Origin of the sequence: Nocardia anaemiae NBRC 100462 (genome assembly GCF_001612725.1) — a bacterium.
Taxonomy (GTDB): Bacteria; Actinomycetota; Actinomycetes; order Mycobacteriales; family Mycobacteriaceae; genus Nocardia; species Nocardia anaemiae.
The window spans coordinates 283,237-303,224 of sequence record NZ_BDAZ01000008.1; the positions used below are offsets into that span (position 1 = coordinate 283,237).

At 64.5% G+C, this 19,988-nt stretch carries 14 protein-coding genes; 7 read left to right on the forward strand and 7 right to left on the reverse strand.

Going from position 1 to position 19,988, the window contains the following annotated elements:
• Nucleotides 1-109: 109 nt before the first annotated feature.
• Nucleotides 110-1,762, forward strand: coding sequence for an ABC-F family ATP-binding cassette domain-containing protein (locus NA5_RS06905; RefSeq protein ID WP_062983347.1), 1,653 nt, complete (start codon nt 110-112; stop codon nt 1,760-1,762).
• Nucleotide 1,763: 1 nt separating this feature from the next.
• Here the strand turns inward: NA5_RS06905 and NA5_RS06910 are convergent, their stop codons facing one another.
• The 6 genes from NA5_RS06910 to NA5_RS06935 form a co-directional block, all read right to left on the reverse strand.
• Nucleotides 1,764-2,501, reverse strand: a complete 738-nt coding sequence (locus NA5_RS06910) for a type IV toxin-antitoxin system AbiEi family antitoxin (protein ID WP_062983044.1) — start codon at nt 2,499-2,501, stop codon at nt 1,764-1,766.
• Between the two features lie 263 nt (nt 2,502-2,764).
• A complete protein-coding gene (glmM, locus tag NA5_RS06915; protein WP_062983349.1) occupies nt 2,765-4,141 on the reverse strand; it encodes a phosphoglucosamine mutase in 1,377 nt (458 codons plus the stop codon).
• Nucleotides 4,142-4,384: 243 nt separating this feature from the next.
• Nucleotides 4,385-4,885 carry a 30S ribosomal protein S9 gene (gene rpsI / locus NA5_RS06920; RefSeq protein WP_062983046.1) on the reverse strand — a complete coding sequence of 167 codons (501 nt, stop codon included), beginning with the start codon at nt 4,883-4,885 and terminating at the stop codon, nt 4,385-4,387.
• A complete protein-coding gene (gene rplM / locus NA5_RS06925) occupies nt 4,882-5,325 on the reverse strand; it encodes a 50S ribosomal protein L13 (protein WP_040686710.1) in 444 nt (147 codons plus the stop codon). Before rplM ends, rpsI begins: the two co-directional genes overlap by 4 nt.
• A gap of 145 nt (nt 5,326-5,470) precedes the next feature.
• Complete coding sequence (locus tag NA5_RS42090) at nt 5,471-7,294, reverse strand: chromosomal replication initiator protein DnaA (RefSeq protein ID WP_245672124.1); 1,824 nt, start codon at nt 7,292-7,294, stop codon at nt 5,471-5,473.
• A 70-nt stretch (nt 7,295-7,364) separates the two neighbouring features.
• Entirely contained in the window at nt 7,365-10,001 is a 2,637-nt protein-coding gene (locus NA5_RS06935) for an FHA domain-containing protein (protein WP_062983048.1), read from the reverse strand.
• Nucleotides 10,002-10,108: 107 nt separating this feature from the next.
• Between NA5_RS06935 and NA5_RS06940 the strand changes: the two genes are divergently transcribed.
• Nucleotides 10,109-11,554, forward strand: coding sequence for a neutral zinc metallopeptidase (locus NA5_RS06940; protein ID WP_174555200.1), 1,446 nt, complete (start codon nt 10,109-10,111; stop codon nt 11,552-11,554).
• Here NA5_RS06940 and NA5_RS06945 read toward each other — a convergent pair whose 3' ends face one another.
• Nucleotides 11,555-12,847, reverse strand: coding sequence for an FHA domain-containing protein (locus NA5_RS06945; protein ID WP_062983053.1), 1,293 nt, complete (start codon nt 12,845-12,847; stop codon nt 11,555-11,557).
• A gap of 142 nt (nt 12,848-12,989) precedes the next feature.
• On the opposite strand from NA5_RS06945, the gene NA5_RS06950 reads away from it, so the two are divergent.
• The 5 genes from NA5_RS06950 to NA5_RS06970 all read left to right on the forward strand — a co-directional run bounded on the left by NA5_RS06950 (nt 12,990) and on the right by NA5_RS06970 (nt 19,825).
• Entirely contained in the window at nt 12,990-14,195 is a 1,206-nt protein-coding gene (locus tag NA5_RS06950; protein WP_062983055.1) for a DUF7373 family lipoprotein, read from the forward strand.
• A 240-nt stretch (nt 14,196-14,435) separates the two neighbouring features.
• Nucleotides 14,436-15,653, forward strand: a complete 1,218-nt coding sequence (locus NA5_RS06955) for a DUF7373 family lipoprotein (RefSeq protein WP_084483937.1) — start codon at nt 14,436-14,438, stop codon at nt 15,651-15,653.
• A 37-nt stretch (nt 15,654-15,690) separates the two neighbouring features.
• Nucleotides 15,691-16,881, forward strand: coding sequence for a DUF7373 family lipoprotein (locus NA5_RS06960; RefSeq protein WP_063813233.1), 1,191 nt, complete (start codon nt 15,691-15,693; stop codon nt 16,879-16,881).
• 7 nt (nt 16,882-16,888) lie between these two features.
• Nucleotides 16,889-18,109, forward strand: a complete 1,221-nt coding sequence (locus NA5_RS43455; RefSeq protein ID WP_062983061.1) for a DUF7373 family lipoprotein — start codon at nt 16,889-16,891, stop codon at nt 18,107-18,109.
• Nucleotides 18,110-18,241: 132 nt separating this feature from the next.
• The gene (locus NA5_RS06970; RefSeq protein ID WP_062983063.1) at nt 18,242-19,825 is read left to right on the forward strand and encodes a serine/threonine-protein kinase; all 1,584 of its coding nucleotides are present in this window, start codon (nt 18,242-18,244) and stop codon (nt 19,823-19,825) included.
• The last annotated feature ends 163 nt before the right edge of the window (nt 19,826-19,988 follow it).

The window sequence follows — 19,988 nt, forward strand, 5'->3', positions numbered from 1 at the left end:
CGGTCCCATGACCTATCCCGACCCTGATTTCCGCAGGCTGTGGACTCAGGGTGCAACCCCGAGACCCCGCGGTGCCAGCCTGCGGCACGGACACGGCAGACTCGTGCTGGTGAGCACCACTCTGCACGCGCGTGGACTGTCCGCGGGCCACGGCGAACGCACCCTGTTCGACGACCTCTATTTCACCCTCGCGCCGGGTGATGTGATCGGGTTGGTCGGCATGAACGGTGCGGGCAAGTCGACGCTGCTGCGCATGCTCGCGAACCGCTCGACGCCCACCGGCAGCATCACGCTGTCCCCGCCCGACGCCACCGTCGGGTACTTGGCGCAGGAGCCCGAGCGGATCGCCGGGGAGACGGTGTTCGAATTCCTCTGCCGCCGAACAGGTGTCGCCGAAGCACAACGCATCATGGATGCTGCGGCAGCACGTTTGGCCGACGGCGGCGATGACGAATATTCGCCTGCCCTGGAGCGCTGGCTCGCGCTCGGCGGCGCTGATCTGGACCAGCGGGCCGAGGAGGTCGCGGCGGATCTCGGACTCGCGGAAAGCCTGCCGAACGGCCTCGACACCGCGATGACCGGACTCTCCGGCGGCCAGGCGGCCCGAGCTGGACTCGCATCGGTTCTCTTGTCTCGCTTCGACATTCTCCTACTCGACGAGCCGACGAACGATCTGGATCTCGACGGCCTCGCCCGGCTGGAACAGTTCGTGACCGGCGTGCGGGTGCCGCTGATGGTGATCAGTCATGACCGAGAGTTCCTGGCGCGCACCGTGAATCGCATTGTCGAACTCGATCTCGCGCAACAGCGGGTCGGGATCTACGACGGCGGCTACGAGGCGTATCTGATGGAGCGTGAGATCGCCCGCCAGCATGCTCGCGAGGCCTACGAGGAGTACGCCGACACCAAGGCCGGGCTCGAGGCCCGCGCCCAAATGCAGCGCAACTGGCTCGAACACGGCGTTCGCAATGCTCGCCGAAAGGCCCGCGACCCCAAGAAGGTCGACTCCGACAAGGCGGGCCGCAAGATGCGCGCCGAATCCACCGAAAAGCAGGCCGCCAAGGCCCGCCAGACCCAGCGGCGCATCGAGCGGCTGGATGTGGTCGAGGAGCCGCGCAAGGAGTGGGAGCTGCGCATGGCCATCGCGGCGGCCCCGCGCAGTGGCTCGGTGGTCGCCACTTTGTCGAATGCGACCCTCACCCGAGGGGATTTCGAGCTCGGCCCGATCACCACTCAGGTCGACTGGGCCGACCGCATCGTGCTGACCGGCACAAATGGTTCCGGCAAATCCACACTCCTGGCTCTGCTGCTCGGAAAAATCCAGCCGGACACCGGAACTGCCGCACTCGGCTCCGGCGTGGAAATCGGCGAGGTCGACCAGGCGCGCGGACTTTTCCGCGGAAGTGCCGCCCTCGCAGATACTTTCAGCGCCGAAATGCCGGAATGGCCCGATGCCGAGGTCCGCACGCTGCTCGCCAAATTCGGCCTCCGCGGTCAACATGTCCTGCGCCCCTGCGAAACCCTCTCCCCCGGCGAACGCACCCGTGCCGCACTCGCCCTGCTCCAAGCCCGCGGCGTAAATCTGCTGGTCCTCGACGAACCAACCAACCACCTCGACCTACCCGCGATCGAACAACTCGAGCAGGCCATCGAATCCTTCGAAGGCACAATGCTTCTGGTCACCCACGATCGCCGTATGCTCGACTCGATCACCGCAACCCGCCGCTGGCACATGAACAACGGCCACCTCACCGAAAGCTAGGTCACCTACTCAAGCGCGGAAATGCGCGCTCCATGCCCATGCCTTCCAGTCTCCCGCGCTGATTTGGAGCGTGTAGGGGCGGCGACGGAACGCCAGTTTTCCGAAGCGGTTCAACGAATCGCAACGAGCTCAGTCCGGTGTTGATGCAGTGTTGGCGGGTGGAGAGGCGCGATTCGGGTTGGGCGGCAAGGGGGACGAGTTCGGCGGCCTGGGTATAGCCGCGGCGTCTGTGGTGGCGTTGGAGTTCGGCGGTGAGGGCCCTGCGGGAGATGCCGAGGCGCAGTGCGGATTCCAGCGTGACCAACGCTTCGGGGCGGGAGGCGGCGCGGGCTACGTCGATTGCGGTTCGAGTGGGGTTGGTGGTCACAATGCCGTGGGTCAGTTCTAGTTCGGCCTTGTCGATGTGGTCGCGGTGGACGATGAGGCGGCGGGAGCGCGAATCCTGCACGCCGAGTACGTGGGTGGGTTGGCTGGGCGGTATCGCGAAACCGTGCAGTTCGGCGGCGGTGTGGTACGCGGCGATCAGGGTCGGCACTCCCATGGATAGTCGGGCCGCTTCGACGCGGAGTCGAGCCGAGGGTGGAGTGGTTGCCTCCCGGAAGACGCCGCGGAAGACCCGGACCCATTCGCCTCGGTCGAGCAAGGTTCGCATTTCCGTACGGGTGTATTTGCACAGCACCTGCCATGAGGTGAAGACACCGAATTGCTTGTCCCGTACATCTTCCAGACCTGGTCGCATACGCCAACTATCGGTGAAACCGAACCGCGCCCTCGCTGCCCGACCAGCGCGAACAGAAAGTCTGTGGATAACAGATTCCCTGTGGACAACTCGCCGTGCCGCGGCAAACGTTCGCGTCTCCTGCCGACGTCGGTCGGTCACTCGAAGCCGGGCTGACAGGTGGTCATCGAGGCCGATTACCGCCACGCACACCACCTGCCATACCGAGCACGCAGCTGTAATACGGTGTCTGCGACGCTCGGCCGCGGTGTACCGTGGCGCGACTACACCGCGGCGACGCGCTTGGCCAAGTCATCGGCCAGTTGCTGAGCTTGCACCGGGTCGGTGGCCTCGACCATCACTCGAACAAGTTGCTCGGTTCCACTGGGGCGCAGCAAGATTCGCCCGGAATCCCCGAGCACGCGCTCGGCTTCCTGCACCGCCTCGCGGATCTCGGGCGCCGCGGCAACCGTCGCCTTGTCGGTGACCGGAACGTTCACCAGCACCTGCGGCACCGTCTGCAGCACCGCAGCCAGATCGGCTAATGTGCGGCGAGTCTGGGCCATCCGAGCCATCAGTTTCAATCCGGTCAGGATGCCGTCGCCGGTAGTGCCGTAGTCGGGGAAAACCACATGTCCGGATTGTTCGCCGCCGAGGTTGTAGCCGCCGCGCCGCAACTCCTCGAGGACATACCGGTCGCCGACAGCGGTGGTGCGCAAGATAATTCCCGCTTCGCGCATCGCGATATGCAGCCCCAGATTACTCATGACCGTGGCGACCAGGGTGTTCTGGACCAGCGAACCGGTCTCGTGCATGGCGAGCGCGAGAATGGCCAGAATCGCGTCACCGTCGACGATGGCGCCGTCGGCATCGACGGCCAGCGTGCGGTCCGCATCGCCGTCGTGTGCGATGCCGAGGTCAGCGCCGTGTTCGCGCACCGCGTGCTGAATTTGTTCGAGATGGGTCGAGCCGCAACCATCATTGATATTGAGGCCGTCCGGTTCGGCATTGATCGCGATGACCGTCGCACCTGCGGCGCGGTAGGCCGCGGGGCCGACCTCGGAGGCCGCGCCATGCGCGCAATCGACGACGACGGTCAGCCCGGACAGATCCTGTCCGGTCGCCTCGACCAGATGCTCGACGTACCGCTCGTGCGTGCCCGCCTCGCTGTACTGATCCGGGATCACCCGCCCGTGATCGCGGGCGCCCGAAGCGTTCAGCACGCGACCGATTCCGGCGCCGATCGGCCGCAGCGTCGCGCCTTCGGCGATCAATGCCTCGATCCGGTCCTCGACCGCGTCGTCGAGCTTGTGCCCACCGGCCGCGAAGATCTTGATTCCGTTGTCCGGCATGGGGTTGTGCGAGGCCGAGATCATTACGCCGAGGCAGGCGTCGTACAGACCGGTCAGGTACGCCACGGCTGGGGTCGGAAGTACGCCTACCGAAAGCACATTCACGCCCGCGGCGGTCAGACCGGCGGTGACCGCGGCCTCGAGCATCTCACCGCTGGCGCGTGGATCGCGACCGACCACGGCGAGCGCGCGCTCCTTGCCGCGACTCAGGACCTGCGCGGCGGCACCGGAAACCCGCAGCGCCAGTTCCGGACTCAGTGATTCATTGGCAAGCCCACGGACTCCGTCGGTGCCGAACAAACGTCCCATACCCTCGCCCATCATCGGTGGATCCGCGGCGTACCCCAAGGCGACCGTCTCTGCGACCGGTAAATGCCCCGCGAATGCCTCGAGTTCATACAGCACGAGAGCAGGCGCCCAGCGGTGCTGGGAGCCTGCTCTCGTACAGGTGCCCCGTCGACCGTACCGTCTCGTTGCCATCCCTCGCAGGGGCAATGAGGACGTCTCCGACACCCCCAGGGTGCCGGATGACGGCGGCCGACGTAGCCAAAATCAGCGCTTCGAGTACTGCGGCGCCTTGCGGGCCTTCTTGAGGCCGTACTTCTTGCGCTCGGTGGCACGCGGGTCACGCGTCAGGAATCCGGCCCGCTTGAGAGCGGGACGGTCATCCGGGGTGACCTCGATGAGTGCACGGGCGATGGCCAGACGCAGCGCACCGGCCTGGCCCGAGGGGCCACCGCCGACCAGACGCGCGTGGATGTCGAAGGACTCGGTCCGCTCGACGGTCACCAGTGGCGACTTGACCAGCTGCTGGTGCACCTTGTTCGGGAAGTAGTCCTCGATGGTGCGGCCGTTCAGCACGAAGTTGCCGGTACCCGGCAGCAGGCGCACGCGAACGACGGCCTCCTTGCGACGGCCGACGGTCTGCACCGGACGGTCGATCACGATCGGGGCGTAGCTGGCGGGCTCGGCCTCGTAGCCGTAGTCCTCCTCGACGACCTCGACGTTGGCGTCCTCGGTGTAGTCCTCGTTGAATTCCTCAGGAGCGGTCACTGGGCCACCTGCTTGATCTCGAACGGAATGGGCTGCTGGGCGGCGTGCGGATGCGTCGGGCCCGCGTAGACCTTCAGCTTGCCCGCGATGGCATTGCCGAGCTTGTTCTTCGGGATCATGCCCTTGACGGCCTTCTCCACGAGACGATCGGGGCGCGACTCCAACACCTGACCGACAGTGCGCGACTTGAGGCCGCCCGGGTGTCCGCTGTGGTGGTGGATCAGCTTGTCGGCCTTCTTGTTGCCGGAGATGGCAACCTTGTCGGCGTTGATGATGATGACGAAGTCGCCGCCATCGAAGTTGGGCGCGTAGGTCGGCTTGGTCTTGCCGCGCAGCAGATTCGCTGCCTGGACGGCGAGACGGCCGAGCACTACGTCAGTGGCGTCGATGACGTACCACTTACGGGTCACGTCACCCGCCTTGGGGCTGTACGTAGGCACAGTGGTTCCCTGTCTGTAGTCGGTGTTGCCAGCCACGGCGTGCGGTCGAGTGAGTTCCCGGCGGCCGGTGGAGACCCGGGGCTCGACATACGTTCACACGCCAACGGGCAACGATACCAGCCATGCCGCAGCGGTATGAAACCGGTCAGATCTCGGTCGGCGGCCCGTGGTCGATGGCGCCGGGCGGGCCGGGAACCACATAGCGGGGGACGTCGATGCTCGGCTGCGCGCACTCCGCGCCCGCGGCGCCGAAGTCGCCTTGTGCCGACACCAGACCCGGGTCGAATCCGCGAGCCGCGGCAATTCCTTCACGCTGCTCATTGGTGACGTACGGGGTCAATGGGCAGGACACCGGCGTCCCCGCGACCGAAGCGGCCAGTTCGACCCGGTCACCACCGGACGGCACGGCCATCGCGGCCAGTGCGGCGGCACCGGCCACCGCCTGCGCGCCGAACAACTTGCCCCAGCGCTTGCCCTTGCGCGGTTTGTCTTCGTCGTCCGATTCGGACGGATGCCACTGCGAACTGCCCTGCGGCGGTTGGTCCTGCGGTGGCTGGTACGGACCGCGCGGACCCAGCGGCGGCGGCGGTCCCTGTGGCGTTGGGGGCCGACCGATAACGCTGGGCCGCTGCTCGTCCGGATACTGCCCCGGCGGGCGAGTGAATCGGCTACCCAGCTCGGCGAGGTTCGGCGGCAAGGGTTCCCGGCCGACCCGCGTGGTCGGCTCCTCACCTGTCGGCTCGGTCGACGGCTGCACGGTCGGATATCCGGGCCCGTATTGAACCACCGGCGGATGCGACTGTCCGGCCTCGCGGTGAGCCTGCCCATGTCCCTGCCCTTGATCAGGCCGGACCTGCCCTTGATCAGAACGGACCGGTCCTTGCTCGGGACGCCCTTGCTCGGAACGAGACGGCACATGCAACGCCTCGGCCTGCCGCTGCGCCGATAACGCCTGCGCGGCCTCAACCTGCCGCTGTGCCGAAAGCGCCTGCGCGGCCTCAACCTGCCGCTGCGCCGAAAGCGCCTGCTGCTGTGCCGATTCGGCCTGATACTGCGCGGACTCCATCTGCCGCGCCCGCGGCGGCGGTGTCGGCTCGGCATGCCTGCCCGCCGACTCCGGCTCACCGTTCTCGTTATCGGTCACCAGCAGGTGCGAGGCTCCGAGCACCAGCGCGTGCATCGGGTGATCGGCCACATGCAATCGATGCCCGAGATGGTTCTGGAAGGCCAACCGCAGCGCGTCGTTGAAGCAGACATTGCCGGACAGCAGCACCGTCGAGGTGTCCGCGCCGATCGAGCGGGCCGCGGCCATCACCTCGATCACCACATTGTCGGCCGAACGCGCATCGCGCATGGCCTCCGCGGTGACCGGCACGTCGACCGATTCGGTCGGCTGCTCATCGTCGCCGTGCACCGCGACCACCAGCATGGTCCGTCCGTCGGAGTACACCCCGGTCGCGCCGATGCCGCGGGAATTGCGATCGTCCGGGGAACGCACCAGCCCGAGCGCACGCACATATCCGGACAGCGCGACACTTTCCGGCAGCGGTTCGACCGTGACGTCCAGCCGCTCGACCAGGTCGACGTACACATCGACCTTCGCGTCCGGCCAGCCGTCCGGGAACGGCAGCGCGACCAGATCCGGTTTACCGCGCAGATATTTGCCGACGGCCGCGAGCGGGTTGTACATGCGGGCACGGAAGACCAGTTCGGCGGGCCAGGTCGCACCGGCCACCACGATCTGCGGATGGCCGAGGATGTCGCGCACATCGGCGATCGCCATCCCGAGATCCGGCCGCTGCCGCTCCATTCCGGCGGTATGCAGCCCGCCCGACGAATCCGCCAGCAGATATGCGGGCGGCGTGTATGTACCTTCTACCTGCACGGGACGGATCGGTGTCCCACCGCCGCCCGCGGCAACGGACACCACATCCCACCCGAGATGTACTGCCCCAACTCGCACCGTCACAGGCATAAGTGTGCCTGTTGCGCGAGCGACATGCTCACCGCCTCCGGTGAGAAGCCGCTCGAGCAGGGCATCACGCGTTCGACTTCCGCAACCGCAACCGGCGCCAGGTGATAATCGCCAACACCACGGTTATCGCGACGAGCAGGCCGATATCGAGATACCAGACATTCGGCTCGTGCTTCCACAACGCATCGGGTTGCGCATTGGCGAACAGTGTCCGAATATCCACCGTCGACGCCCCGGCCGCATATCCCCATCGTGACGGGAACAACCACGAAATCTGCTCGAGTACCACCCGGTTGGTCACCGGAATCAAGCCGCCCGCCATGACCAGCTGGACCATGATCATCACCACCAGCATCGGCATGACCTGCTCGTTGGACCTCGCCAGACTGGACAGCAACAGGCCGAAGACCACACAGCACACCGCGGTCAACGCGATATCGAGATAGAGCTCGGCGGGCCCGTTCGGAATCACCGCACCCTCCAGTGGCGGCTTCTTACCGACCAGCGTGATGCCGACCAGCACCGCCGCCTGCAGAAACGCGGTAATGCTGAACACCGCGATCTTGGCGAGCAGATACGCCGAGGGCAGCAGCCCGACCGCGCGCTCGCGATAGAAGATGGTGCGCTCGCCGACCAGATCGCGCACGGTCAGCGTGGATCCCATGAAGCAGGCGCCCAGAATCAACACGACGAGCAGCTGCTGGGTCTCGCTGCCACCGGACGGGACGAACAGCACTTGGTTGCCGCTCTGCACCTGCTCCAATGGACCGCTCTGGAAACCGTTGCTGCCCGGCACGACCAGCGACAACGCGCCGAGAATGAAGGGCAGGATCACCAGGAACGCCAGGTAACCGCGGTCGGCGAAAATCAACCGCACCTGCCGTCGCGCCAGGGTGGAGAACTGCTTGGCGCGCCCGGATTGCGGTGGACTGCCCGCCGACCCCTGCCGCGGCGGTGCGGGCGGTGGCGGCGGTGGCGCGAAGGCCAGCCTGGACCGATACGCCGCGAAGGCCTGATCCGGGTTCGCGGCGACCCGCCCGAAGATCTCGGCCCAGTCGCTGGTGCCCATGACCGCGCCGACACTGGCCGGATGACCGCAGAAGGCGGTCTTGCCGCCGGGCGCGAGCAGCAGCACCTGATCACACATGTCCAGGCAGGCCACCGAGTGCGTGACCACGATGACGGTGCGCCCGGCATCGGCCAGCTCGCGCAGCATCGTCATCACCTGACGATCCAGTGCCGGATCCAGACCCGAGGTCGGTTCGTCCAGGATCAGCAGCGACGGACCGGTGAGCAGTTCCAGCGCCACCGAGGCGCGCTTGCGCTGACCGCCGGAGAGCCGGTCGACCCTGGTGTCGGCGTGTTCGGTGAGCGAAAGTTCTTTCAGCACACCGTCGATCACCTGCTGCCGGTCGGCCTTCGAGTTGTCCGGCGGCAGTCGCAGTTCGGCGGCGTAGCCGAGGGCCTGGCGCACGGTGAGCTGACGGTGCAGCACATCGTCCTGCGGCACCATGCCGATGCGGGAACGCAGCGCCTCGTATTCGGCATGCAGATTGCGGCCTTCGAAGGTGACCACACCGCCGGAGGGATGCGTGGTGCCCGCGATCAATTTCGACAGCGTCGATTTGCCCGCGCCGGAGGGTCCGATGAGTGCGGTGAGCGTGCCACGCCCCGCCTGCATATTCACATCGACGAGCAACTGCTTATTGCCCTCGACGGTGAACCCGACGCCGTGCACGTGCAGCCCCTGCTCGGCGACCGGCTTCTGCCGATGCACCAGCGTGCCCTGCTGGACGACGAAGTCGATATTGCCGATGGTGATGATGTCGCGCTCACGCAGCACCGTGCGCTGCTCGCGACGGCCGTTGACGAAGGTGCCGTTGGCCGAGCCGAGATCCTCGATGGTCAGACCCTCGGATGCCGCGACCAGACGCGCGTGCTTGCGCGAGGCCAGCGGATCGTTGACGACGATCTGATTATCGGAGGTACGACCGATATTGAGCCCGCCGGGCGGCAGACGGTCGCCCCTGGCGATCGGCGCGGTGGACGGGCGGGAGCGGACCGGCGGCAGCATCGAGGTATCGGCCTTGAAGGTCATATTGACGTTCGGCTGCTGCGGTTGGGAAGGCGGTGGCTGCTGGACCTGCGGCTGCGAAGGTGGTTGTGCGGGTTGGTGTTGCGGGCGCTGCTGAGACGGCGGCTGTGAAAATGGTTGCGGTGGCTGCTCCGGACGCTGCTGGGGCTGCGGCTGTGAAAATGGTTGCGGTGGCAGCTCCGAACGCTGCTGGGGCTGCGGTGTCCGTCGCGGATGCTGGTACCCGGGCGGCACCGACGACTGCGGTTGCGACTGGGACGGCGGTTGCGCCGCGGGTGGCTGCTGCGGCCGTGGCGTCGCGGGCAGCAGATGCAATAGCGGACCGCTGATCGCATCACCGAGGCGCACCTGCGTCGGCCGATTGATCGGCACCGGCTGACTCAACCGCCGCGCGTCCACGAAAACGCCGTTGGTGCTGCCGTTGTCGGTGAGTACCCAGCTGTTGCCCTGCCAGGCTAGCGTCGCATGCACCCGCGAGACCAGCGGACTGTCCACGAACAGCGTCACTTCCGGTGCGCGACCCATCGTGACCTGTTGATTCGAATCGAAGACCCGTTCGGTTCCATCATGGCGCACGGTGATGGTCTGCGCCCCCGGTAAAGACATGCAGCGGATACTATTCCATCACCCGGACTTCGGCGGTGCCCCCGATGCGCCTTTTGCCCCGATCCGGAGACCGTTATGAACGTGCGACCGGCCGACTAGGGGGAGCCTTGCCGAAACTCCGAGCGACCGCAGTCATTGCCGCAGCACTGTGCGTAATCGCGATGTTGCCGGGCTGTACTCGCGCGGTGCACGGTCGAGCGGTTTCGGTCTACGACGATCCGTTCAAGGTCGCTGGTCTGCCGACGACGAGCGGTCCGAGTGGTCCGCGCGAGGGCGTCCCCGATAGCTCGCTCACCGCGGTCAACGGGGACAGCGGCGAAGTGGATGCCCTGGCGCTCAACGCGATCGAGGATATTCAGACATATTGGCGCGCGGAATACAGCAAGGACTTCGACGGTGAATTCAAGCCGGTCGACAAGCTGATCTCCTGGAGTGCCAAGGCGCCACGCAGCCAGGCGCTCGAATTCTGCAAGGAGTCCACCTATCACCTGGTGAATGCCGCCTACTGCCGTCTGGACAATTCGATCGGTTGGGACCGCTCGGTGCTGTTGCCGACGATCGAGGACACCTTCGGCAAGATGGCCGTAATCATGGTGCTCGCCCACGAATACGGACACGCCATCCAGACCATGGCGAAAATCGTGCAGGCGAAGGATCCGGTGATCGTCAAGGAGCAGCAGGCCGACTGCTTCTCGGGTGCGTTCATTCGCCACGTGGCCGAAGGCAAATCCAAGCACTTCACCATCAATACCTCCGATGGCCTGAATTCGGTGCTGGCCGCGACGGTCGCCATTCGGGACTCGAATCCGGATGATCCCGAGAGCGTGCACGGTTCGGCATTCGAGCGGGTCACGGCCGTGCAGATCGGCTTCACCGATGGCCCGAAGGCGTGCAAAGCAATTGATATGCACGAGATCGAGCGCCGCCGCGGCAATTTGCCGCAGAGCTTCAAGGATGATCCCGGCCACGGTGAGAATCCGATCGACAAGGACAGTCTGATCGAGCTCAGCAAGGCACTCGCGGTAATCCTGCCGCTGAAGCAGACGCCGACCTACGACTACTCCGGCGCGAAGATCGACTGCAAGAACGGCGTTGCCACACCGCCGGTTTCGTATTGTCCCGCCAAGAACACCATCGCGACCGATGTGCCCGCGCTCGCCCAGCGCGGCACCTCCAATGCCGATGACAATGATCCGTTACCGCTCAAGGTGACCGGCGATTACAACGGCTACGTCGTCTTCATTTCGCGCTATACCCTCGCCGTGCAGCAGAGCAACGGTCAGCAGCTCGTCGGGGCGAAGACCGGATTGCGCGCGGCCTGCCTGTCGGGCGTGGTCACCGGCAAGCTCGCGCAACCGGGGCGAACCCAGGCCCAGGGCGATATCGTCTTGGCCGCAGGCGATCTCGACGAGGCGGTCTCCGGCCTGCTGGCCGACGGGCTCGCGGCCAGCGATGTCGAGGGCAAGACCGTGCCGAGTGGATTCTCCAGGGTGGACGCGTTCCGCGCCGGGGTACTCAACGGCGAGCACACCTGTACATCGCGTTATTCCTGATCAGCCGAAAGGTGGCGGCGCGGCGGGTTCGAATCGCAGCACCCGGTTGCCGATCATGATTTCGGTGCCGGGTATCAGGCCCATCGGCTGGTTGGGTGGTAGGCGGATCCAGTCACGGTAACCGGGTAGGCGGGTGCGGGTGCCATTGGTGGAACCCCGATCCACCAGGGACACATCCCAATTCACCAGCAGCACCTCGGCGTGCGCGCGGGACATGCCGCCCGAGGAGTCCTCGACCTTCAACGGCACCATGCCGCGGCGAGCCTGTTCGGAATGTTCCGGATCGCGGCCAAGGACCGCGTCCGCGGCCAGCATGTAGGTCATGCCGTCGTCGAGGACCAGCATGCCGAGCGGCGGGCGGACCACCTCGATGAGCTGCTGCGTCTGATCCACCGGCATCCCGCAGACCGTGCAGAACGCCGAACGCGGATCACTGGGATGTGCACGCGCGCACTTGAATCCCATCACCTTGACGGTCAGCGCGGTGGCCTTCGCGGTGGCCTCCAGCCTGCGCTGCAGATCCGGATCCGGGCGCGGGGCCGGATTGGTGCCGCCCATTTGGGTCGGCGCATGATGCGGGTCGACCGGTTGCTGTTCCTGGACCGAATCGAGCATCGCGGTCGAGGCACGGGTCTCGGTCAGTTGTGGTTCGGGCTCCGACTGTGGTTCGGGTCGCTGAGTCGGTCCCGAATCGATGCGTGCCGTCGGCGGTGGATGCGCGCCCTCGGATCGCACCGGTTCGGATCGAGCACGCACCGCGTCGGACCAGACGATCGCACCGCCCGCCTGTGCGATCCCCTCGACCAACCAGCCGATCCCCCGCTCGGCGGGCAGATCCGGAATGCGGCCGCTGGGGTCGTCGACGAAGAGCGCGACCGCGCGCGTGGGCACCGATGCGACTCGGTCCACGGTGAAGGCCGCATCGCTGCCCCGATAGCGCTCGAGCGTTCCGTCACCGGCGAGTACCGCGGTGACCGCACCGTGCAGGAAGATCGCCACCCCACCGGTCTCGGCCGCGGACAGGATGCCGAAATCGATCGGCTCACCGGGGCTGATCCGCTCGGCGTTGGTCATTAGCCAGCGGGTCGCCGCGCGCGCGACCAGTGCGCCGGGCCCCTCCGGATGCTGTTCGGCCGCGTCTCGCACGAGCTCGGCCAGCGATTCCAGCGCGACAACGGCGGATGCGTCCGGAGTCGGACGCGCATGCCCACGATGTGCGACGACCAACACCGCACCCGCGACCCGGGCGACGGCGTGACCTCCGACAACGACCTCAACCTGCCGATCCTTCAACGGTATCGGCCTTCCAGAGGTGCACTTCGCGGGGTCGTCGCCACATCGACAAGGGTATTGCAATCCAAGCCCTAAGGGGTCCCCCTCTCCGGCGTCCGTCCGGTAACTTCAGATGCACATCGGGAGGAACGAGGGGCCTGTCATGGTTAGGACTTCGCGCATCGCGCTCGCCGTGGCTTGTATCGCGGTGACTGGGGTGTTGGCCGGGTGCAGCGGCGTGCAGGGTACGGCGCTGGCGGCCGAGCAAGACGTGCGCAAGCTCGAGGTCGGCACCTATCCGGTAGACCGACACAAGTACGACCAGGACGCGGGATCGAACGGAGCGCTGGTCGAGGGCATGCGGATGTCGGAGGCGGTGGTCGCCAGTTCGAAGATCGACCCGTCGCTCACCTACGGGCGGGAAGGCAAGGTGCTCAGCAGCATCGACGATGCCGTCGAACATGTCGCGTCCGCATCCAAGCCGGTGCTGGTGAACCGCAACTATCTCACCGGATACGCCACCAGCGGTTCGGATAAGCCCGATCCGCCGGGTCAGACCCGGCCGTCGGCCGACACCACCGCGATCACCAATGTCGTATTCCGGTTCCCGGACGAGGCCACCGCGAAGATCGCCGCGCGCGAACTCGAGGACGCCGATATCAATATCTCCCCCGACAACCGCAAACTGACGTCGAGCAAATACCCGGACGCGTATATCCATTGGCGCCCTGGCGTGCCCAATGTCGGAACCTTCATGGCGCACAAGGAGTTCGTCATCTCGCTGTTCGTCGGGCGGCCCCGCGCGGACAGTTCGGATCTGCTGAGCTGGGTCGAGAAAACGCTGGATGCCCAGACTCGTGCGCTGGACAGGTTCCAGGCGACCCCGCAGGACAAATTCAGCACCCTGAAGATCGATCCGGAGGGCATGCTCGCGCGCGTCGTGGTCGCCGATCGTCGTGGACACACCCCGAATGCCGATAACTTCGCGGTCTACGGACCGAGTTACTTCGTGCAGTCCGCCGAGGACGAGAGCAAGACCCAGAAGCTGGTGGACGAGGTCGGCGTCGAGCGGTTCGCCATCGTCGACAACGGTTCGGTCACCCGGGTGCGGGACTATCCGGCCGGGCAGAAATTCATCGACGGACTGATCGACGAGGTGCGCAACACCTTCGACCCGATCGACGCGCCGAAGGATGTTCCCGGCGCGAAGTGCTTGCAGCTCAACAGCAAAGGCGATCCGGAGCGGCAGTACAAGTACCGGTGCTATGTCCCGTACAAGCGGTATGTCGGTGTGGTCACCAGCGATAAGGAACCGGATGTGCGACAGAAGGTGACCGCACAGTACGCGCTGCTCGCCAATAGCTTGTGAAGCCGACTGCCCCGGCGGCACTCGCCCATCGCGTCGGCGGCTTTGTCGCGGCGCGCTGGAACAGATTTCGTCTACCTATGCGCCACATGCAATTTCCCCTCTCCACCTGACCGGCGGCGCGAAGGTTGTCGGCTGCGTTCGCATTCCCGGTTGCGAAAATAGGCCCCGGCGCTGACCGCGGGTGTGAAGTAGGATCCGCGAGAAGTTCGCGAACAAAGGGGGAGGGCGTTGAAGCTCGCCATGAGGTCACTCCGGCTTCGGACCGCGTGTGCCTTGGTGACGGCAGGCGTACTAGCGGCAGGCGTCGGCGCCTGCGGCTCCGAGGTTTCCGGGTATCCCCGGCGCGTAGCGACCGATGTTTCGAAACTGGATGTCGGAAACTACCAGACCAAGCCACGGGAAATCGGCAATGCCAAGAGCGATAAGCAGGCACGGGCCAGGGAGGCCCAGCGGCTGGCGGACTATGTGGCGTTGCCGTATGAAGCGGATCCGTCCTACGTCGAGGACGTGTGGAGTATCCGGCCACATATCGTGCTGAACCGCAAGACCCTGGGCCCGCTCATCATCAACGACACGTTCGATGATGTCGCCAAAGACCTGGTCGCGGGCTGGGTCAATGCGTGGGCGACAGCCGATAACCCAGACCACAGGCAGCGCACTATGAACATCGCGGTGCTGATGTTCCCCGACGCGCAAACCGCGCAGTCCGTCGGCCCGACGCTCGAACACGACGACTTCACTTACAACATCGGCAATGAACCGGTCCGGATCGCCAAATATCCGAGCACTACGGCACATTGGCGGCCGAACGTCTCCTCCATCGGCTCCTGGACGGTGCACGACCGATACGTCATCTTCATGAAGGTGGTCGACGATACGTCCGTACCCGACCTTCCCGCGTTGACTGCGCAGGTCGAGAAGATGCTCGACGTGCAGCTCCCGTTGCTCGACAAGTTCCAACCGACACCGGCCACGGAACTACCGCACATCCCCCTCGATCCGCAGGGGCTTCTCGGGCGCACCCTCCCCAGCAATCCGGACGCGCCAGTTCGTGCCGAGCCCGACGGTTTGTACACCGGCCGCGGATCACTGTCGCTGTTGTCGAGTCCCGGGCAAGATACGCTTACGCTATTTCAGCGCACCGAAGTCGATCTTGTTTCATTCGGCGACGCCGTGGTGTTCCGAAGCAAGTCGCAGAAGGGCTCCGAAGCACTCTGGCAAGAATGGCGGCCATCGACACATGCACGACAAAATGACAAACCAGTAGAGGTCCCGGCCGGACTCGGCCAGAATGCCGAGTGCCATGCGCAGACGTCCCAGTCTCTCGACAAAGAGCTGATAATAGCGAATTTCTGCATTGCCCAAATCGATCGATACGTCATCCAAGCGGCCGCGAAGCAGTTGCAGGATCTTCATCAGAAGATCTCGGCCCAGTACGCGCTCCTGACCACACGATGAGGACGATCCAGTGAAGAGACGATTGTCTGCCGTGGCGATGCTGGCGGTCGCACTTATTGCTGGCAGCAGCTGCGCGAGCTCGGTCGACGGAAAACCATTACCGGGTCTGGCACCCGTTGATCTGTCCACCCTGAAGACCGGCGCTGCCGCCACCGAGCCCTCACCCTTCAAACTACGAACCGGCTCCAATGCCGCTCAGTCGGTGCGGTTCATCGAAGCTCGCCGCATGCTGAACTACGTTGTGCACCCCTTCGACGTGGATCGCGATCTGACGAGCGTAGGCTTCGTCAAACTGATCGCCGACGCTACGTCGATGACCACAGACGGAGCTCTTCCGGAAATTTACAAACCGGTCGGCGACAACAATAACCTCATTGCCGGCGCATATGTTTCTCGGAGCAACGGGAATCTCCGCAGCCAGAAGAGATTGATCGTATCAATTCTGCGTTTCGCTTCGGACGTCGACAGCAAGAACGCGGCGGACGATTTCGCCAGAATAACCACCGAACAGCGTGAACGTCATCCGATACATGTCGAAAGCTACCCCGATGCGCGCGCGACGTCTGCCGATGACCTCTCCGCGAACGCATTCCAGCCGCACGGCCCATACGTTATCGCGATCAGCGCGGGAATACCCCAGGCAAACCAGGATAAGCTCGCCGAAACCATCAAGAAGACAATAGATTTGCAGATCCCCGCACTCGACAGGCAGAAGCCCGTTCCGGTCGACGACCTGCTGGACCTCCCTTTGGACCCGGACGGCATCATGCGTCGAGCGGCGCCGAAAGCAAAAGACTATTCCGATCCGGGGTTCAGTCTTTATGACGAGGACTTCGGCTCGTTCGAACCTTCTGGGATATTGCATTTCGAGCGCAACCCGATCGAGGTCAGGAAGGCATTCGAGGAGGGCGGGGTGGATCTGATCGGACGCCGGGCCAGCACCGTCTATCGAGCGCGCGACCTCGCTGCCGCCATCCGATTACAAACCGCACTGACCAAACCCGACAAGAACGATACGGTCCTGGATCCACCTCCGGGCCTCAGCGATGCGCGGTGCCTGCGACTCGATTCAAAGGATCTGAATCGCCAGTACAGCAGTTTCTGCGCAATAGTCTACGACCGCTACGTGGCGGTTGTCATATCTTCATTTCCCGAAATTGCGCGGGTTGATCGCCGCCTGGAGGAGCGCACTGCGGGACAATACTCTATTCTAGCGAAGAGCGAGTGATCGAATCATGGGACAATGTCTTCGCATTTGCGCCACCGCGCTCGCAGTTGCTTTCACACTGACCATCGGCGCGTGTGGGCGTGATACCAAGGATGACGCCGGCGAGAACGGCGCGGTGATCGAGACATCGAAACTGGATTCAGGTAACTACCCGACCACCCCGAGCGATGTCGAGAAGACGAGAACTGATGACTCCGGCGCAGTCCGTGAGGCAATCAAGATCGGCGCGGCGACACCGCTCGTCATGGAAGTCGACAACCGATTCATCTTCGATTACCACGGTTATATCAGTCGAATACTCACACCGCGATCCAAACCCGAGTTCACCGGCACAAAATTGGAGTCCGGAGAATTCAACACTATTGCGCCCGGGCTCGTGGCCGGTTGGTATACCTTTGGCCAGCGACGGGCGGAGCCAGGACTCGGACGAGAAATCGAAATGGACGTCATCCGCTTCTCGAGTTCTGACTCGGCAAACATTGCCGCGCAAGCACTGGCTGAACGCACACCCGGCGAAGGTTTTCGCATCACAGACTATCCAGCAGCTCGCACCACATATGTTCCGAAGGTCCCCTACGGCTCGCCCCGGATGGCATCCTGGCTCACGCACGACGACATGCTGTTGTACGTGCGGGTCGACGACCCGATCAGTATTCCGTTCGATCCGGCCGAACAAGCCGACTTGGTGAAGCGCGCCTTCGACAAAATCATCGAGGGGCTGAAAGGGTACTCGCCGACGCCGATCGACCAAATCAAATCGCTCCAGCTCGACGTGGATGGGCTACTCAGCCGCACGCTGCCCTTCGACAAGGACAACAGACCAGGCGGACCCGACCCAACAGCGGTCTACCCCAAGCACGCGGCGGTGCACTTCGCGCAGCATCCCAATCTGACCATGGCCGCTTTGGACGACGCGGGGGTCGACGATATCGCGGAATCCGCCACCGTCATCTATCGCACGCGGGACGCGTCCAGCACGACCAGACTCATCGCAGCGCTCGAGGCGTCGGATCTCGACGAGGAAAACTACGCCAAGGTCGACAGTCCCACCAACCTGCCCACCGCACACTGCTACAACGCCAAGCCCGGAATCTCATCACCGTCGAACTACCCACCTGTGTGTTGGATAGCGTTCGACCGGTATGTCGCGCGGGTGGGCGGCCGCAACGTCCAAGATCTGCACCAGCGCACTGCGGCGCAGTACAAACTATTGGCGAGCGGGCGTTGAGGTTGTTCGGCCGTCGGACCTTCACCGCGCTGCGTCGACGGCCGATGCGGGTCGAATCGCTGACTGCGGCTTGCTAGATTTCTCCGGAAGGCTCGCATGTCCGGGCATTCGACATGATCGAGGGAGGACCGAATGGCGTTGCGGCCCGGCGCAATCGTTGGCGGATACCGGGTGGTTCAGGTTCTCGGTAGCGGCGGGATGGGGACTGTCTACCTGGCGCAGAACCCCATCCTGCCTCGCCGCGACGCGCTGAAGGTCCTCAGCGCGGATCTATCGACCGACGATGAGTTCCGCGCGCGTTTCGAGCGAGAAGCCAACTTGGCTGCTGGACTGGACCATCCGAACATCGTTGCGGTGTACAACCGTGGCGAGGAAAACGGCCAGCTCTGGATAGCCATGCAATACGTCGACGGCGTCGACGCCGCGGACGAGGCCAAGAAGGGCCCCTCGGTCATGACACCGCAGCGGGCACTTCGGATAGTGTCCGAGGTTGGTAAGGGGCTCGACTATGCCCACAGGCGCGGCTTACTGCATCGTGATGTGAAGCCTGCCAACTTTCTGCTCTCCGCCGCTGAACAGGGCGATGAGGAACGGGTGCTGCTGACCGACTTCGGCGTTGCGAAGTCGGCCGAGGATGGCCAAGATCTCACGGCCACAGGCAATTTCATGGCCACGGTGGCCTATGCACCACCCGAACAGTTGGTCGGCACAAGGTTGGATCACCGCGCCGATATCTACAGCCTCGGCTGCTCGTTCTTCAAACTCCTGACAGGACAGAATCCGTATCCATCGACCATGCCCGCGGTCGTCATGATGGGTCACCTTCATGAGCCCCCACCCAAGTTGAGTGCTGTCCGCCCCGGTCTGCCCCCGGCGCTCGACGCGGTGATCGAGAAGGCCATGGCCAAAGATCCGGCCAACCGGTACAGCACTTGTCGAGAGTTCGTCCAGGATGCGGAGGCCGCACTGTACGGCACCCCGCCGTTCCCGGCGCCCGGACCTGCCTACATCACGGACCCGAGGCACTCTCTCCAAGCGCACCCGAACACCGCACCGCTGTCTTCCTACCCGACTGCGGCCCAATCCCCCCTCCCGATGTCGGCACCGCCGCGCGCGGATACCGACCAGCATCTGGTAGCAACGCTGCGGAATGGCGGTACTCAGCGTTCCCGTGTCCGCCGTCTGCTGGTACCCGCCCTCAGCATTTTGGTCGTCGCGGCTGCCGTCGCGGCGGGGACCTTCATCTTCACCAATCGGAAATCCGACTCCACCGGCACCAGCGGCGATCGACTGGCCGAAGTACGCAAGGCGCATCCGGAATTCGACGGGAAGTCCGTTACTGCGTTCAACTTCGGCAATGCGACGCTGTCGGTGACACTGAATCCCAGCACACAGTCCAAGTTCCTGCAGGACATCGGTTTCAGGTACAGCTCCAAATACAAAGCGGTCGGTGACGAGAAGTCCCCGCGCCAACTGTCGGTCAACACCTACTCTTTGGACATTGATTCCGACATAATCATTGTGCTGAGGGCAGATAGCAAGGCCGGGAACAGCGGCTTGGGTGGTCTGCCGAGTGGCCTACTGAATACGTCGGCGAAAATCGTCATCGTGGACGACCCGTCGACTGTCCAAGCGTTCCAGGTATGGACGGATCAGTCGACCGATGTGCTTGTCGACAAGATGGTCCCAACCATCGCCAAGATCGTCACGAAGTAAGCTCCGGGCGGCCCCGCACAGGACCGTATCCTGTTCTGGCGCACTGCCGAGCGCTCGCCCCTCCGATGTCTCGTTGACCTGTAGGCAAGGGTAGCGTCGCCCTCCCGAGGTACGGTACCGTTGGCACACCGCCGGGGGGCATGGCTCGTCGGCGATAGTGAGT

What these genes read in the sequence shown, in the direction of transcription:
- glmM (WP_062983349.1), bottom strand. Translation starts at nt 4,141, where the DNA reads ATGGGACGTTTGTTCGGCACCGACGGAGTCCGTGGGCTTGCCAATGAA.
- NA5_RS06950 (WP_062983055.1), top strand. Translation starts at nt 12,990, where the DNA reads ATGGTTAGGACTTCGCGCATCGCGCTCGCCGTGGCTTGTATCGCGGTG.
- NA5_RS43455 (WP_062983061.1), top strand. Translation starts at nt 16,889, where the DNA reads ATGGGACAATGTCTTCGCATTTGCGCCACCGCGCTCGCAGTTGCTTTC.
- NA5_RS06970 (WP_062983063.1), top strand. Translation starts at nt 18,242, where the DNA reads ATGGCGTTGCGGCCCGGCGCAATCGTTGGCGGATACCGGGTGGTTCAG.
- NA5_RS06955 (WP_084483937.1), top strand. Translation starts at nt 14,436, where the DNA reads ATGAGGTCACTCCGGCTTCGGACCGCGTGTGCCTTGGTGACGGCAGGC.
- NA5_RS06910 (WP_062983044.1), bottom strand. Translation starts at nt 2,501, where the DNA reads ATGCGACCAGGTCTGGAAGATGTACGGGACAAGCAATTCGGTGTCTTC.
- NA5_RS06935 (WP_062983048.1), bottom strand. Translation starts at nt 10,001, where the DNA reads ATGTCTTTACCGGGGGCGCAGACCATCACCGTGCGCCATGATGGAACC.
- NA5_RS06960 (WP_063813233.1), top strand. Translation starts at nt 15,691, where the DNA reads ATGCTGGCGGTCGCACTTATTGCTGGCAGCAGCTGCGCGAGCTCGGTC.